This is a genomic window from Bradyrhizobium sp. AZCC 1678, assembly GCF_036924765.1.
Taxonomy (GTDB): domain Bacteria; phylum Pseudomonadota; class Alphaproteobacteria; order Rhizobiales; family Xanthobacteraceae; genus Bradyrhizobium; species Bradyrhizobium algeriense.
Genome location: NZ_JAZHSE010000001.1, coordinates 6,814,475 through 6,830,860, shown reverse-complemented (window position 1 = coordinate 6,830,860; position 16,386 = coordinate 6,814,475). Strand labels below are relative to the sequence as shown.

14 protein-coding genes and 1 pseudogene are annotated in these 16,386 nt (G+C 62.7%); 4 read left to right on the top strand and 11 right to left on the bottom strand.

Going from position 1 to position 16,386, the window contains the following annotated elements; translation table 11 throughout:
- A complete protein-coding gene (locus V1294_RS32835; protein WP_334503048.1) occupies window positions 1–1,281 on the top strand; it encodes a YeaH/YhbH family protein in 1,281 nt (426 codons plus the stop codon).
- On the top strand, window positions 1,278–2,822 hold the full coding sequence (locus V1294_RS32830; protein ID WP_334503046.1) for a SpoVR family protein: 1,545 nt from the start codon (window positions 1,278–1,280) through the stop codon (window positions 2,820–2,822). Before V1294_RS32835 ends, V1294_RS32830 begins: the two co-directional genes overlap by 4 nt.
- Window positions 2,823–3,033: 211 nt before the next feature.
- Here the strand turns inward: V1294_RS32830 and V1294_RS32825 are convergent.
- The 11 genes and pseudogenes from V1294_RS32825 to pqqA all read right to left on the bottom strand — a co-directional run bounded on the left by V1294_RS32825 (window position 3,034) and on the right by pqqA (window position 14,323).
- Window positions 3,034–4,090 (bottom strand): annotated as a pseudogene (locus tag V1294_RS32825) (2-oxoacid:ferredoxin oxidoreductase subunit beta).
- Entirely contained in the window at window positions 4,087–5,937 is a 1,851-nt protein-coding gene (locus tag V1294_RS32820) for a 2-oxoacid:acceptor oxidoreductase subunit alpha (protein ID WP_334484659.1), read from the bottom strand. Before V1294_RS32820 ends, V1294_RS32825 begins: the two are co-directional and overlap by 4 nt.
- A complete protein-coding gene (locus tag V1294_RS32815; protein ID WP_334503044.1) occupies window positions 5,907–7,706 on the bottom strand; it encodes an FAD-dependent oxidoreductase in 1,800 nt (599 codons plus the stop codon). Before V1294_RS32815 ends, V1294_RS32820 begins: the two co-directional genes overlap by 31 nt.
- A gap of 287 nt (window positions 7,707–7,993) precedes the next feature.
- The gene (gene chrA, locus V1294_RS32810) at window positions 7,994–9,193 is read right to left on the bottom strand and encodes a chromate efflux transporter (RefSeq protein WP_334503042.1); all 1,200 of its coding nucleotides are present in this window, start codon (window positions 9,191–9,193) and stop codon (window positions 7,994–7,996) included.
- Between the two features lie 24 nt (window positions 9,194–9,217).
- A complete protein-coding gene (locus tag V1294_RS32805) occupies window positions 9,218–9,880 on the bottom strand; it encodes a hypothetical protein (protein WP_334503040.1) in 663 nt (220 codons plus the stop codon).
- Window positions 9,881–9,891: 11 nt separating this feature from the next.
- Window positions 9,892–10,878 carry a prolyl aminopeptidase gene (pip, locus tag V1294_RS32800; RefSeq protein ID WP_334503038.1) on the bottom strand — a complete coding sequence of 329 codons (987 nt, stop codon included), beginning with the start codon at window positions 10,876–10,878 and terminating at the stop codon, window positions 9,892–9,894.
- On the bottom strand, window positions 10,868–12,076 hold the full coding sequence (gene pqqE, locus V1294_RS32795) for a pyrroloquinoline quinone biosynthesis protein PqqE (protein ID WP_334503036.1): 1,209 nt from the start codon (window positions 12,074–12,076) through the stop codon (window positions 10,868–10,870). Before pqqE ends, pip begins: the two co-directional genes overlap by 11 nt.
- Window positions 12,073–12,384 (bottom strand): pyrroloquinoline quinone biosynthesis peptide chaperone PqqD, encoded by a 312-nt coding sequence (gene pqqD / locus V1294_RS32790; protein ID WP_334503034.1) that lies wholly within the window; start codon window positions 12,382–12,384, stop codon window positions 12,073–12,075. The genes pqqE and pqqD overlap by 4 nt, the downstream gene beginning before the upstream one ends.
- Window positions 12,385–12,390: 6 nt before the next feature.
- Window positions 12,391–13,146: a pyrroloquinoline-quinone synthase PqqC gene (gene pqqC, locus V1294_RS32785; RefSeq protein ID WP_108519174.1), complete on the bottom strand. Its 756-nt coding sequence runs from the start codon at window positions 13,144–13,146 to the stop codon at window positions 12,391–12,393.
- A gap of 20 nt (window positions 13,147–13,166) precedes the next feature.
- On the bottom strand, window positions 13,167–14,096 hold the full coding sequence (pqqB, locus tag V1294_RS32780) for a pyrroloquinoline quinone biosynthesis protein PqqB (protein ID WP_334503032.1): 930 nt from the start codon (window positions 14,094–14,096) through the stop codon (window positions 13,167–13,169).
- A 146-nt stretch (window positions 14,097–14,242) separates the two neighbouring features.
- Window positions 14,243–14,323, bottom strand: a complete 81-nt coding sequence (pqqA, locus tag V1294_RS32775; protein ID WP_035635412.1) for a pyrroloquinoline quinone precursor peptide PqqA — start codon at window positions 14,321–14,323, stop codon at window positions 14,243–14,245.
- Window positions 14,324–14,631: 308 nt separating this feature from the next.
- On the opposite strand from pqqA, the gene V1294_RS32770 reads away from it, so the two are divergent.
- Together V1294_RS32770 and V1294_RS32765 are read left to right on the top strand one after the other, a co-directional pair.
- Window positions 14,632–14,889 (top strand): DUF6894 family protein, encoded by a 258-nt coding sequence (locus V1294_RS32770; protein WP_334484643.1) that lies wholly within the window; start codon window positions 14,632–14,634, stop codon window positions 14,887–14,889.
- A gap of 177 nt (window positions 14,890–15,066) precedes the next feature.
- Window positions 15,067–16,347 (top strand): PQQ-dependent sugar dehydrogenase, encoded by a 1,281-nt coding sequence (locus V1294_RS32765; RefSeq protein WP_334503029.1) that lies wholly within the window; start codon window positions 15,067–15,069, stop codon window positions 16,345–16,347.
- Window positions 16,348–16,386: the final 39 nt, after the last annotated feature.

Here is a 16,386-nt window from a genome sequence, read left to right as displayed (position 1 = left end):
GTGGCTATTCATATTGTCGACCGGCGCCTGAATCCGGGTAGCAAGAGTCTTGAGAATCGCCAGCGCTTTCTGCGTCGGGCCAAGGCGCTGGTTCAGGGGGCCGTAAAGAAATCGTCGCAGGACCGGGACATCAAGGATGTCCTGGAAGGCGGCGAGGTCAGCGTCCCGATCGACGGCATGGACGAGCCGCGCTTTCGCCGTGAGGGCGGCACGCGCGACATGGTGCTGCCTGGCAACAAGAAGTTCGTCGAAGGCGATATTCTCCCGCGGCCGAACCCGAGCGGCGGCAAGGGGAGGGGTGCGGGCGAGGGCGACAGCGAAGATACCTTCCGCTTCGTTCTCAGCCGCGACGAGTTTGTCGACCTGTTCCTGGACGACCTCGAATTGCCCGATCTCGCCAAGCGAAAGCTGGCCGAGGTCGAAAGCCAGGGCATTCGCCGGGCGGGCTACACAACCTCCGGCTCGCCCGCCAATATTTCGGTGAGCCGAACGGTCAGTCGCGCCCTGGCGCGGCGCGTGGCGCTGCGGCGGCCGAGGCCGGAGGTGCTGGCGGCGCTCGAGGCGGAGCTTAAGGACTGCAGCGACGAGGCGCGCCGCGCCGAACTCATGGCCGAGATCGAGGCGCTGAAGGCCAAGATACGCCGCATCCCGTTCATCGATCCGATCGACATCCGCTACCGGCGTTTCGAGACGGTGCCGAAGCCGGTGGCGCAGGCCGTCATGTTCTGCCTGATGGACGTCTCCGGTTCGATGACCGAGCATATGAAGGATCTCGCCAAGCGGTTCTATATGCTGCTCTACGTGTTCCTGAAGCGGCGCTATCGCCACGTCGAGATCGTTTTCATCCGGCATACCGATCGGGCCGAGGAGGTCGACGAGCAGACATTCTTTTACGGACCGGCTTCCGGTGGCACGCTGGTGTCGAGCGCGTTGCAGGCGATGCACGACATCGTTCGGTCGCGGTTCCGCCCGGACGACTGGAATATCTATGCCGCGCAGGCTTCCGACGGCGACAATTCCTACGCGGATGGCGAGGTCACGAGCCGGCTTCTGACCGACAAGATCCTGCCGGTCAGCCAGTTTTTTGCCTATCTGGAAGTCGGCCAGGAAAATGGCCTTAGCTACGAAATGCCCAATTCGTCGCTCTGGACCCTTTACGAAAGCCTGCGTGCGAGCGGCGCGCCGCTGTCGATGCGCAAGGTCAACGAGCGCAGTGAGATCTTCCCGGTGTTCCACGATCTCTTCAAGCGCCGCAGCCAGCAGGAAAGAAACGCGTCATGACCGCGACCGACCAACTGCTGTTTCAGGGCGCCGACTGGGACTTCCGGACGCTGCAGCGGATCTGCGACGCCTGCGAGCAGGTTGCGCGGGACGAGCTGGGGCTCGATGTCTATCCCAACCAGATCGAGGTCATTACCGCCGAGCAGATGCTGGACGCCTATTCGTCGGTCGGCATGCCGCTGTTCTACAAGCATTGGTCGTTCGGCAAGCACTTTGCCTTTCAGGAGGCATCCTATCGCAAGGGGCTGATGGGGCTGGCCTACGAGATCGTCATCAACTCGTCGCCGTGCATTTCCTACCTGATGGAAGAAAATACCGCGACGATGCAGACGCTCGTGATCGCGCATGCCGCCTTCGGCCACAATCATTTCTTCAAGAACAACTATCTGTTCAAGCAATGGACCGACGCCGACGGCATTCTGGATTATCTCGAATTCGCCAAGCGCTATGTGGCGCATTGCGAGGAACGCCACGGCCGGCTGGCGGTCGAGCATACGCTCGATGCCGCGCACGCTCTTATGTCGCACGGGATCGATCGCTATCCCGGCAAGAAGAGTCTCGACCTGCGCGCCGAGGAAAAGCGGGCGGGAAGGCGCCGTGCTCATGAGGAGAGCGCCTTCAACGATTTGTGGCGCACCGTTCCGGCCGGCAAAGTGAAGAGCGACGCAATACTGGACGTCGAGCGCCGTCGCCAGATGCTCGGCCTGCCGCAGGAAAACCTGCTGTACTTTCTCGAGAAGACGGCGCCGCGCCTGCGTCCCTGGCAGCGCGAAATACTGCGGATCGTGCGGCACATCGCGCAGTATTTCTATCCGCAAAGCCAGACCAAAGTGATGAACGAGGGCACGGCGACCTACGTTCACTATCAGATCATGAGCCGGCTGCACCAGCAGGGACGACTGACGGACGGCAACTTCCTCGAATTCCTGCAGTCGCACACCAACGTCGTGTTTCAGCCCGAGTTCGACGATCCGCGCTATTCCGGATTCAATCCGTATGCGCTGGGATTTGCGATGATGCAGGACATCGAGCGCATCGTGACCAATCCGGAAGCCGATGATCACGAGTGGTTTCCGGATATCGCCGGCAAGGGCGATGCCATGGGTGTGTTGCGCGACATCTGGGCCAATTATCGCGATGAAAGCTTCATCAGCCAGTTCATGAGCCCGAGGCTGATGCGGCACTTCCGGCTGTTCCATCTGCATGACGATCCGGAGGAGCGCAGCGGTATCCTGGTCGACGCCATCCACAACGAGCGCGGTTACCGCCGGCTGCGGCGCGAACTGGCGCGGCAATACGACGTCGGCTTCATCGACGCCAACATCGAAGTCGTCGACGTCGACCTCGCCGGCGATCGTCGGCTGATGTTGCGCCACACCGTGGTGAAGGGCGCCCAGCTCAGCGAAGCCGACGCCAAGCGCGTGCTGCAGCACCTTGCCGATCTCTGGAGCTATGACGTGTCGCTCGTCGAGACCGACGGGGCCGGCAAGGTCATGAAGGAGTATGTCGCAAACCCGCGGAACATCGCCGTGGCAGCGTAGCCGGGTTTACTGCGTGATGAGTCCCCTCATGGTGAGGAGCCGCGATAGCCCGTAGCCCGGGTGAAGCGAAGCGAAACCCGGACCGCCGCCGAATGTCGCAAGAATCCCGGATTACGCGGAGCCTGTCATCGGGCGCGCATTCGCGCGACCCGGTGGCTCCATCCGGGCTACGAACTTCTCAGAGGATGAGAGGTTTGAACAGTTTTGACGCCTACCGCAGGCTGGCGTTGATCTTTTCCAGCGCTGATGTGCCGGGGCACAGGTCCTTGGCTTCCAGCGTATTGAGCGGCGTCTCGACGGTGTCGAGATGGGTGTGGAGGTCTTCCGAATCCGGATCGACGTAGAGCAGTCCGGTCACCACCTGGCCCTTGGCCGCGTGCTTCTGCAGGAAGGTCATGGCCGCCAGCCGGTCGTTGGCGTCATAGTCGGCGTCGATCTTGCGCAGCGCCAGCCTCGTACCGTCATGCTGTTCGACTACCTGCACCGTGCCCGGCGCGTAATCGACCGTGATCGGGTCGCGGCCGGTCAGCACATCGAGGCGATTCACCGCGTCGTTATGTTCGCGGACGTAATCAAAGCTCTTGGTTGAGCCGGCGTGGTTGTTGAAGGCGATGCAGGGGCTGATGACATCGATGAACGACGCGCCCTTGTGCCGGATCGCGGCCGCGATCAGCGGCACCAGCTGGTTCTTGTCGCCGGAGAAGCTGCGCGCCACGAAGCTCGCGCCGAGTTGCAGCGCGATCGCCACCAGGTCGATAGCGTTGTCGGTGTTCATCACACCCTTCTTGGACTTCGAGCCGCGGTCGGCGGTCGCCGAAAATTGCCCCTTGGTCAGCCCGTACACGCCGTTGTTCTCGACGATGTAGGTCATGTTGACGGCGCGCCGGATCGAATGCGCGAACTGGCCGAAGCCGATCGAGGCACTGTCGCCGTCGCCGGAAACGCCGAGATAGATCAGGTCGCGGTTGGCGAGGTTGGGCGCCGGTCAGGACCGACGGCATGCGGCCGTGCACGGAGTTGAACCCGTGCGAATTGCCCAGGAAATAGTCCGGCGTCTTAGACGAGCAGCCGATGCCGGAAATTTTTGCCACCCGGTGCGGCTCGATCGAGAGTTCATAGCAGGCCTCGATGATCGAGGCGGTGATCGAGTCGTGGCCGCAGCCGGCGCACAGCGTCGAGATTTTTCCTTCGTAATCCCGGTGAGTGTAGCCGAGCTCGTTCTTGGGCAGGCCGGGATGATGGAACTTGGGCTTTGCGATGTAGGTCATGACACGGCCTTGCGGAGAGGGGTCACCTTCAGATGGTCCTGGTGGTCGCCGATGGCATTCGCAATGAAGCGCGCGGTGATCGGCGTGCCGTCATAGTGCAGGATCGGCACCAGCCGGACCGGATCGATACCGTTCTCGTTGACGATCAACTGGCGAAGCTGGCCGTCGCGGTTCTGCTCGACCACGTACACGAAATCATGGTCGGCGATGAAGCTCGCCACGCTGGAATGGAACGGGAAGGCGCGGATGCGCAGGCGGTCGAGCTGATGCCCGCGCGCTTCCAAAAGCCCGATCGCCTCGTCCATCGCCGGCGCCGTCGAGCCGAAATAGATCACGCCGTATTTGGTCGGCTTGGCGGCGTTGGCCTGCAATGGCCGCGGCACCATGTCCTGCGCCGTTTCGAACTTGCGCACCAGCCGCTGCATGTTGTCGGCATAGATCGCGCCTTCTTCCGAATAGCGCGCGTAGCGGTCGCGCGAAGTGCCGCGGGTGAAGAACGAGCCCTTGGTCGGATGCGTGCCGGGATAGGTGCGGTAGGGAATGCCGTCGCCGTCGACGTCGAGATAGCGGCCGAAATCGCGGCCGGGCTCGTCGAGCATTTCCGCGGTCATCACCTTGCCGCGGTCATATTGCCTGGCGTCGTCCCATTTCAGCGGGCGGCACAGCCGGTGATTCATGCCGATGTCGAGGTCGAGCATCAGGAAGATCATGGTCTGCAGCCGGTCGGCGAGGTCGAACGACTGCGCCGCGAACTCGAACGCTTCGGCCGGATCTTCCGGGAACAGCAGGACGTGCTTGGTGTCGCCGTGCGAAGCGTAGGCACAGGCGATGATGTCGCATTGCTGGGTGCGCGTTGGCATGCCCGTCGAGGGGCCGGCGCGCTGGATGTTCATGATTACGGCCGGAATTTCGGCGAAGTAGGACAGGCCGATGAATTCGGTCATCAGTGAGATGCCGGGACCGGAAGTCGCGGTGAAGGCCCGCGCGCCATTCCAGGAGGCGCCGATCACGATGCCGATGGATGCGAGCTCATCTTCGCCTTGCACGATCGCGTATTTGGCCTTGCCGGTCTCAGGGTCATGCCGCAGCTTCTTGCAGTGGCTCGTGAAGGCCTCCGCCACCGACGACGACGGCGTGATCGGATACCAGGCGCAGACGGTGGCGCCGCCATAGACCGCGCCGAGCGCAGCCGCGCTGTTGCCTTCCATGAAGATGCGGTCGCCGACCTTATCGGACTTCTTCACCCGCAGCCCGACCGGGCATTTCAAATTCTGCAGCGCCCAGTCGCGGCCGAGATGCAGCGCGTGGACGTTGGAGGACAAGAGCTTCTCCTTGCCCTTGTACTGTTCGGCAATCAATTGCTCGACGATCTTCGGGTCCATGTCGAGCAGGGCGCACATCGCGCCGAGATAGATGATGTTCTTGAACAGTTGGCGCTGGCGCGGATCGGTGTAGGTCGAATTGGTGATCGCCGTCAGCGGCACGCCGATCACGTTGATATCCGCGCGGAATTTCGACGTCGGCATCGGCTTGGTCGAATCGTAGAACAGATAGCCGCCGGGCTCGATCGAGGCGACGTCCTTGTCCCAGGTCTGCGGGTTCATCGCCACCATCATGTCGACGCCGCCGCGGGCGCCGAGATGGCCGGCTTCGGTGACCCGCACCTCGTACCAGGTCGGCAGGCCCTGGATGTTGGAAGGGAAGATGTTGCGCGGAGACACCGGTACGCCGTGGCGCAGGATCGCGCGGGCGAACAGCTCGTTGGCGCTAGCCGAACCCGAGCCGTTGACGTTGGCGAAACGGACGACGAAGTCGTTTACGCTGCTGATCGGGCTTTGGACTGGCATGTTGTTCCCGCGTGAGTCATATCGATGAGGTATTTCTGCATGTCCCAGGCACCCGTGGGACAACGCTCGGCGCACAGCCCGCAATGCAGGCAGACGTCCTCGTCCTTGACCATGACGCGGCCGGTCTTGAGGCCCTCGGCGACATAGAGCGCCTGGTCCTGGTGCGGCGAGGGCGCCTTCAACCGCTGCCTGAGATCCTCTTCCTCGCCATTCTCTGTGAAGGTGATGCAGTCCATCGGGCAGATGTCGACGCAGGCATCGCATTCGATGCAGGCGGGCGCCGAGAATACGGTCTGCACGTCGCAGTTCAGGCAACGCTGCGCCTCACCGAGCGCGAGCTTGACGTCATAGCCGAGCTCGACCTCGGCCTTGATGTCCTTCAGCGCGATCACCTTGTCGCGATGCGGCACCTTGTAGCGCTTGTCCCCCGAGATATCGTTGTCGTAGCTCCACTCGTGGATGCCCATCTTCTGCGACGAGACATGCACTTCCGGCAGCGGGCGCTCGGTGATGTCTTCGCCCGAGATCATCTTGTGGATCGACAGCGCGGCGTCGTGGCCGTGCGCGACCGCCCAGATGATGTTCTTCGGGCCGAACGCGGCGTCGCCGCCGAAGAAAACTTTCGGATTGGTCGATACAAAGGTCTTCGCGTCGACCTGCGGCATGTTCCACTTGTCAAACTCGATGCCGCAATCGCGCTCGATCCAGGGGAACGCATTCTCCTGGCCGACCGCGACCAGCACGTCGTCGCAGGGGATGGTCTGGTTGGGTTCGCCGGAGGGCACCAGGTTGCGGCGGCCCTTGGCGTCGTATTCGGCCTTCACCTTCTGGAAGGTGACGCCGATGAGCTTGCCGCTGACATGCTTGAATGCCACCGGCACCATGTAATTGAGGATCGGAATGTCCTCGTGCAGGGCGTCTTCCTTTTCCCAGGGGCTCGCCTTCATTTCCTCGAAGCCGGAGCGGACGATGACTTTCACGTCTGCGCCGCCGAGCCGGCGCGCGGTGCGGCAGCAATCCATCGCGGTGTTGCCGCCGCCGAGCACGATGACGCGCCTGCCGATCTTCTCGACATGACCGAACGAGACCGACGCCAGCCATTCGATGCCGATGTGGATATTGGCGGCAGCTTCCTTGCGGCCGGGGATATCGAGCTCGCGGCCACGCGGGGCACCGGAGCCGATGAAAATCGCGTCGTAGTTTTCGCCGAGCAGCTTCTTCAGGCTGTCGATGTGATGCCCGCCCTTGAACTCGACGCCGAGGTTGAGGATGTAATCGGTCTCCTCGTCGATGACGTTGTCCGGCAGGCGGAACTTCGGAATCTGGCTCCGCATCATGCCGCCCGCCTTGGGATCGGCATCGAACACGGTGCAGTGATAGCCGAGCGGCGCGAGGTCGCGCGCCACTGTAAGCGAGGCGGGGCCGCCGCCGACCAGCGCGATGCGCTTGCCGTTTTTGGCCAGCGGCTTCGGCATGCGGTGCTTGACGTCGTCCTTGAAGTCGGCGGCAACGCGCTTCAGGCGGCAGATCGCAACCGGAGTTTCCTCGACGCGGCCGCGGCGGCACGCGGGTTCGCATGGACGATCGCAGGTGCGTCCCAGAATTCCGGGAAACACATTCGATTGCCAATTGATCATGTAGGCGTCGCTATAACGCCCTTCGGCAATCAAACGGATGTACTCGGGAACCGGTGTGTGTGCGGGGCAGGCCCATTGGCAATCGACCACTTTGTGAAAGTAGTCTGGCGCCGAGATATCAGTCGGTTTCATTCCTACCTTGTCCGCGCAAGCTACGGGAACGCGGCCTTTTTTGCCTCGAACGCTTAACGAGCGTTCTTGTGGTTTTTGAATTGGATCATAGGCTTATCTTATTAGAGCCATTCCAGACGCCGCGCACAAGGCAATTTTGTGCGATCTTCGGCCTTCAACTGCATGGGAGCTTGGACTTAGCGTCGCATGTCGATGCGGCAGTGCAGCATGTGCAGTGCAGCTTCAACTTCGAACACGGCAAGTACGCGCATGTCGGGCAAAATGGACGCAGATGCGATGACGTGTGCTCAAATCAGTCGCAGGGTGGCTCCTGTCGCCGCCAGCAGGACGACGACAATCCAGGGCGGCAATTTCCACACTGTCAGCAGCAGGAAGCCCGCCAACGCGACGGCGAAATCCCGCGGAGTAAGCACGGCGCTGGTCCAGACCGGATTGTAGAGCGCCGCCCCAAGGATGCCGACAACGGCGGCATTGGTGCCGCGCATGGCGGCTTGGGCGGCGGGACGCAGGCGTAGCGCATCCCAGAACGGCAGCATGCCGTAGACCAGGAGTAGCCCCGGCAGAGACAGCGCGACCAGTGCGATCGCAGCGCCGGCGAAACCGTTGGGAGCGGGACCAATGGCGCCGAGATAGGCCGCGAACGTGAAGAGCGGTCCGGGCACCGCTTGCGCCATGCCGTAGCCGGCGAGGAAATCCTCGTTGCTGACCCAGCCCGGCGTCACCACTTCCGCCTGCAACAGCGGCAGCACGACATGGCCGCCGCCGAACACCAGCGAGCCGGAACGATAGAACGCGTCGAACAGCGCAAGGCCTTGCGAGCCGGTTCGCGCCGTCACCAGTGGCGTGACAAGGAACAGCACTGCGAAAAGCACGAGCGCGATTACGCCGTGTTGACGCGACACCGAAAAGCCGAGTTGACCGGTCAGCGCCGGCCCGTCGCCGCGGCACAGCCAGAGCCCGGCCAACGCCCCAAGCGCGATGGCGCCGATCTGCCCGAACGATCCGCCGACGAAAACCACGATCGCAACAGCCGCAAGCGCGATCGCCGCCCGCGCCCGGTCCGGCGTCAGGCTGTTGGCCATGCCCCAGATCGCTTGCGCGACGACGGCAACCGCGACCAGCTTCAGGCCGTGAAGAATCCCCTCGGCGAAGGGGCCGGTGAGGGCGGTTGCGCCGAGCGCAAAGGCGAACAGAATGATCGCCGACGGCATCGTGAAGGCGAACCAAGCCGCCAATCCGCCAAGCAGGCCGTTGCCGCGCAGGATGCCGAGGGTGAAGCCGACCTGGCTGGAAGCCGGCCCCGGCAAGAACTGGCAGAGCGCAACGATGTCGGCGTAGCTGCTCTCGCTCAGCCATTTCCGCCGCTCGACGAATTCGGTCCTGAAATAGCCGAGATGCGCAATCGGCCCGCCGAACGATGTAAGGCCCAGCTTGAGGAAGGCGGTAAAGACTTCCGCGGTACTGCCCATGGCATTTTGGTCATTCATGGCATCGGGCATCGATCCCAAGCCCTAGCCGAGGTCGCTTTTGGCGATATCCCACATCAGCCGGTAGACGCCGCTGGAAATCACCAGCGGCTTGAGCGCGGCATTGTCGAGAAACCGCGCCGCGGCAGAAGGGACGGCGCCTACGTCAGTTGCATCGATCAGCACGAACCAGTCGCCGGCGCCGGGATTGGGCGTCGAGGGATCGTCGGTGATCGGTTTTGACAGCGCCGGATCGCTCTCGATCAAATGCATGGAGATGATGCCGTCGAGTTGTGCGGGATCGAGTTGCTCGCGGAGCGCGGCGCGCAGTTTGTCTTCGCCGCCGGAAAGGCGCAGCCGGATGATGCCGAGCGCCGCGCCGCGGCCGGTGCCCTGGCTGATCGTGATGCGCGCGACCGCCCGGATCATGTTCTGGAAGCGGGCGATGTTGGCCTTCGACCACGCCGTCTGGTTCGAAAGCGCGGCGCGATAGGCCGGGCTGTCCAGCACCTCAAAGGTTTCGGTCGAGTAGAGGCTGAGATATTTCGGATTCCCCGCATGGGCGACATAGCGGCGCGCTTCGAGGAAGCCATCGATCGCGACGCGTTCTTCAAGATGTTCGCGGTCGTACCAGCGATTGAATTCGGCTTCGTCCTTCGCGTCGATGTTCATCGACGTCAGCAGCATGCCTTTTCCGGCGATCGGCATTTTCTTGATTCCTATTTGCCCGTTCTGGAAGCCATGTCCGCGATCGCCTTCATCACGGCATCGCGGACGCCGGGATCGTACAGCGTGTGGCCGGCGCCCTCGACAAACCGAATCTCGGCCTCGCGCCACACCGCCGCAAGCGCATGCGAGGTCACGGGCGGGCACAGTAGGTCATATCGGCCCTGCACGATGATGCCGGGGATGCCTTTGAGCCTGCCCGCTTCGCGCAGCAACTGGTTGGGCTCCATGAAACAGTCATTGGCGAAGTAGTGCGCTTCCATGAACGGCGTGGCCGGCAGGCCTCGCGATGAACTAAGCGTCGCCAGATCGAGGCGTATGCGGTTCGGCGTGTGTTCGGAAAGAATGCGCTCGGTTTCGCCCCATGCCCGCGCCGCGGGAATATTCACGTCAGGATTGGGATCGAGGATACGGCGAAAATAGGCATGCAGCGGTTGCGCGCGTTCGCCTTCCGGCAGCACGCTCATGAAGTCGTCGTAAAGGCCGGGATAGAACCGCGGCATTACCTTGAGAAAACCGTTTTCGATTTCCTCTGATGTGCCGAGAAAGGTGGCGCGCAGCACGATGCCGGTGACGCGGTCGGGATGGGCTTGCGCATAGGCCAGCGCCAGCGTCGCGCCCCAGGAGCCGCCGACGATCATCCAGCGCTCAAGTTCGAATTTCTCGCGGATCGCTTCCATGTCGGCGATCAGATGCGGCAACGTGTTGGCTTCGCGGCGGCCCTTGGGACGGCTGCGGCCCGCGCCGCGCTGGTCGAACAGCACGGCGTGGAAACGCTCGGGATCGAACAGCCGGCGATGGTCCGGCTGGCAGCCGCTGCCGGGCCCGCCATGCAGGTAGACCGCGGGGATGCCACCGGCGCGACCGACGCTTTCGACGTAGATGTCGTGACCGTCGCTGACTGCGAGCTGCTCCGACGTCAGCGGGGCAAACGGATCGGCGCGTTTGACGGATTTGCCGGCGTCGGCGTCAGGCGCCATGCTTGCCTTCCGTCTCCAGCGTGCCGCCGGCGAAATTGCGATAGAGGAAGCGGTCCTGGTGCGCGGCCGCCTCGCGCTCGGCCTGCTTGAAGATCTGCTCGTGCATCGGCGACAGCGTGCACGCCGGGTCGGTATTGCCGGCATCGCCGGTCAGCGCAAAGGCCTGGCAGCGGCAGCCGCCGAAATCGATTTCCCGGAATTCGCAGCTCTTGCATGGCTCGGGCATCCAGCCGGTGCCGCGATAGCGGTTGAAGGCTTCGGAATTCTGCCAGATCCAGGCAATCGAATGATTTGAGCGCACGGACAAGAATTCGAGCCCGGTGATGCTCTCCGCCGCGTGGCAAGGCAGGACCTTGCCCGCCGGAGAAATGTTGAAGAACTGCCGGCCCCAGCCGCCCATGCATTTCTTCGGCCGCAGCGCGTAGTAATCCGGCACCACATAGTCGATGGCGAGAATGCCCTTCAGCCGCACGGCGGCTTCCTCGACGATGCGGCTGGTTTCCTCGATCTGTTCGAGCGTCGGCATCAAGGCGGCGCGGTTCTTCAGCGCCCAGCCGTAATATTGGACGTTCGCCACTTCCAGCCTGTCGGCGTCGAGATCGACCGCCATCTGAATGATGTCTGCGAGCTGGTGCAGGTTCTGCCGGTGCATGACGGCATTGACCGTCAGCGGCATATCGAGCTCGCGCGTCCATCTTGCCGCTTCGATCTTCTTCTCGTGGGAGTTCTTCAGCCCGGCGACGCGATCGGCTACCATGGGCTCGTTGCCCTGGAAACTGATCTGGACATGGCAGAGCCCCGCATCGGCCAATGCCGACAGTTTTTCCTTGGTCAGCAGCACCGCTGATGTGATGAGATTGCTGTACAGCCCGACGTCGGTCGCATGCTGCACCAGCTCCACCAGATCCTTGCGCGCGGTCGGCTCGCCGCCCGAGAAATGGATTTGCAGCACGCCGATTTCGGCAAGCTCGCTCAAAACCTTCTTCCATTCGTCGGTCGTCAGCTCACTGCCAGCACGGTCGAGCTCGACCGGATTGGAGCAATAGGGGCACTGCAGCGGGCAGCGGTGCGTCAGCTCCGCGAGCACGGCAAGCGGAATGCCGAACGTTTCCGCGGTCGAACGTTGCGATTCCAGAACCGCAAGCCCGTCGCTGGGCGCGGCGCCGGCTGTTTTACCATCGGCGAGAATGTCGCTCATGACGTCTTCTCACGCGCTTCGGTCAGAAAGCCCTTGTCGGCGAGGTCCTGCAGCATCCCGATGACGTCGACTAAGATCGCCTCGCGCGGCGCGGCATATTTGGCGGCGAGCTGGTCGGCCATCTCGCCGACGCTGCGCACGCCGTCGCAGAGCTGCAGCACTTCCACGGCGATTTCGTCCGGCGCCAGCACGCGCTCCGGCGCCAGGATCACCCAGACCTGCCGCGTCTCATCGAATTTCAGCCGCGCATGTCGCGGCAATTTCGGCCGGCTCGCCTCGCTGACACTGATGTTGCGGCTCGCAGCCATCGATCGCTAGTCTCCTCTGGGCACGAACGCCCCGGGCGGTATGTGGCCCTCGACATAGGCATGATACAGCGCGTCGAGCTGAACCCATAGCACATTGGTCTTGAAGATCAGCGCATTGCAGACCGCCTCGCGCTCGGCGTGCGTCTTCGCATTGGCCTTGACGTATTCCAGCGCAAAACCCGCGTCGCGCGGGGCCTGTGTCAGGCGGCGGCTGAAATAGCTCATGATGTCAGGGTTGACGAAATCATAGTGCTGCAGCATCCCGGAGATGCGTTCCTCATGCAGGTTCGGCGCGAACAGTTCCGTGAGCGAGGAGGCGATCGCTTCCAGCGGCGTCTTGTCACGGCAGAAATGCACATAGGCCTCCACCGCAAATCGTGTCGCGGGCAGGATGCCTTCGGTCGATTCCACATAGGCGCTGTCGAGCCCGAGCCCCTCGGTCAGCTTCAGCCAGCGCTCGATACCGCCTTCGGAGCCGATATCGCCGTCGTGATCCTCGATCCTGTGCCGCCATTCGATCCGGGTCGCGCGGTCGCGGAACCGGGAGATCACCATCGCGTCCTTGAGCGGGATCGTGCTCTGGTAAAAATAGCGGTTCAGCGCCCAGGCCTGCACCTGCCCCTTGTTGAGCTTGCCGCCATGCAGCAACCGGTGGAACGGATGCAGATTGTGATAGCGCGTCGCGCCGATGTGGCGGAGCATCGCTTCGAGTTCATCGGCGCTGTTGAGCGTGATGCCCTTGCCGATCGACAGGGCGGTCATTTCCGCCTTGGCCATGACATTCACAGCGTGATCTCCGTTCCGTCAGCTGGAATCTGCCAGCCTGCCTGTTCCAATTCCTTTCGCTCGTCCGAGCCGGTGAGCAACGCGGGGTTGGAGTTGTTGATATGCAGGAACATTTTGCGGCCGACATCGAGGCCGGCAAGGCTCTCGATCGCGCCATGTGTGCCCGACATTGAAATATGGCCCATCCCTTGGCCCGTTTTAGTGCCCAGCCCCTGGACGATCAATTCATCGTCGCGCCACACGGTGCCATCGAAGAACACCAGCGCGGCGCCCGCCAGGCGCGATTTGAGATCGTCGGTCACGTCAGCGCAGGCGGCCAGGAAATAGAAGTACTTGCCGCTTGCCTTGTCCAGAATCCGCAAGCCCAGCGTATCGCCCGCGCCGTCGCCGCCGGCCGGATGCGCCTTGCCTTCGAGATACCACGCGCCCTTGCCGGGAACCGCGAAGGGAAGGATTTCCATGCCGGATGGGGAGCCATCGGGCAGGGCTGGCTCGAACGCCTTGTCGACCTCGATTGGCCGCCGCTTCACGTTGTTGTCGCCCAGTACGTTAAAGATGCTGTTGGATCGCAAAATCGCAAGGACCCGCTCATGCGCATAGAGCGTGAACGGCGAACCCTCCCGCATCGACAGCAGCCCTGCGACCGCATCGACCTCGCCATTGGTCAGGATCACGCCTGCGATCGGGCTGTGCCTGAGCTGACCTGCCTTGGGGTGAAGCTGCGGCGTCGCAATCACCTGCTGGCGCAGGTCGGGCGAAGCGTTGATGAGATACCAGTGCGCACCATCGGCGCTGACCGCGATCGAGGCTTGGGTACTACGCAGTTCGGAATTTTCACTTCGTGCTATCCGGCACACCGGACATCCGCAGTTCCACTGCGGAATCCCGCCGCCTGCGGCGGCGCCCAGGACGACGACGCGAAGCATGATCCGTCTCCTGGAGATTCCAGACTTGAAGAAACAAGCTGAATTACAAACGCCGCAAAGTGGACACCGGCGTCGGACACAGTCCCGCTATCGGAACGTGTCGGGCCCGGAGGTCCACCTGCGTAAGATGTGAAATGCGCTGCCGCTTACTTGCGGGTGGCGCACATATACATGTTGATTTCCATGCCGACCGATACTTCGACGATTTTTGGTGCTTTCCAGGCCATTGGTGCCTCCCTTTTGTTACCGGACGACCTCCGCCCTTCCGGATTAAGGTACTGCGGATCAAAAAGTTCGCCAGTTAAATCTTTTGCCTGGAACCCCATTTGTTTATGCTGCGCCGCAAAGGGGATTTCACGGGGTTGTGTGGAGGTTCTCGGTCAAAACGGCGTGGGATCAAGCCTTTCGCGGTTGTTTGCACCGCCACGAATGGCAATTCTGGGTGTGACGGGGCGCAGCCGGCTCCGGATAAAGACCTTGTGAGATAGTAGCGGCCTCCGGTTGCGGGGCCTCAAACAGAGCCAGGTTTCAGCCGATGCCGCGATATTATTTCAACACCCGTATCGGCGACGAGCTGATCCCCGATCCCGACGGCGAAGTACTTGTCGATCCCGATCGCGCCTGGGAAATGGCGCGTGCGATGATCCGGGAGCTGCTCAAGACTGACGGCGCCGATGGCGCGCTGTTGAGCGCGATCATCGAGGTGACCGACGACGACGGCGAGCTCGTGCTGGAGTTTCCGTTCGCCGAAGCGATCCTCGACGCCCCCGGCGCCTCGGTTACGAAGCATTGACGCGCGATGAAGCCGGTCTGCGTCGGCCGACCACTCGGCCGCCGCCGTTTCCGTGAGGCATGTTTCCGGTTGCGCAACGACGGAAAAATATCGGAGATTGCCGTTCGGAAAGCCACCGGCGTCAGCACCCTTGTGTGCTGCGTGTAGAGAACAGGCTTCCACCAAGGGAGAACGCCCATGATACGCCATTCGTCGGCGCCGCGCAGCCTGTTGCTGGCCGGTGCCTTCCTTAGTGCATTCACGCTAGGCGCCGCTGCGCAGCAGCCCGCCGCTCCGCCGGCCGCCGGCGCACCGCCTGCGGCCGCACCCGCGCTTCCGCCGGGATCTCCCCTGATCGGACGTCCCGCGGGCAACGAAGCCGCCGCCAAGCTCGCGCCGAATGCGCCGCCGCCGATACCCGCGGCGCCGGACAAATTGCCGACGGCGAAGCTGAAAGTGCCGGCCGGCTTCAACATCGAGGTCTATGCCGCGGGCATGGCGAATGCGCGCTCGCTCGCCGTGGGCGACAAGGGCACGGTGTTTGTCGGCAGCCGCCTGGTCGACAAGGTCTATGCCATCGTCAACAAGGACGGCAAGCGCGAGGTCAAGGTGCTGGCCTCCGGCCTCTACCGTCCGAACGGTCTCGCCTTCAAGGATGGCACGCTCTACATCGCGGAGCTGTCGAAGGTCTCAAAGATCGACAAGGTTGAAGACGTCATCGACAACCCGCCGAAGCCGACTCTGATCTATGACAAGCTGCCAAAGGACGAGGCCCATGGCTGGAAGTTCATCGGCATCGGTCCCGACAACAAACTCTACGTTCCGGTCGGCCAGCCCGGCAACAATTTGCTGCATAGCGACGACCACGGTCAGATCCGCCGGATGAACCTGGACGGCTCAGATGCGGAAGTGATCGCCAGGGGCGTTCGCCAGACCGTCGGCTTCGACTGGCATCCAGCGACCAAGCAGCTCTACTTCACCGACAACGGCCGCGACTGGATGTCGGAAGACGTGCCCGAGGACGAGCTCAACCGTATCACCAAGGTCGGCGAACATTTCGGCGCGCCCTACTGCCTGCAGGGCAACATCGTCGATCCGGAATTCGGCTGGGGTAAATCCTGCAGCGAGTTCACCGCGCCGGTCGGCCTGCTGGGCCCGCATTCGGCCGCGCTCGGCATGCGCTTCTACACCGGCAATATGTTCCCGAAAGCCTACAAGAACGTGGCCATCATCGCGCGCCACGGTTCATGGAACCGCACCAAGAAAGTCGGCGGTGACGTCGTGATCGTCAAACTGAACAAGGACGGCTCGATGAAGTCGATGGAGCCGTTCCTCACCGGCTTCCTGGAAGACAACAAGTATATCGGCCGCCCGGTCGACGTTCTGCCGATGAAGGACGGCTCGCTGCTGGTCTCCGACGACTGGAACGGCGCGGTCTATCGCATCACCTACGGCAAGCAGAAGGTGGCGGAGAAGTAGATCGCCCTTTGCGAATAGCAGTCATTCCGGGTTCGATGC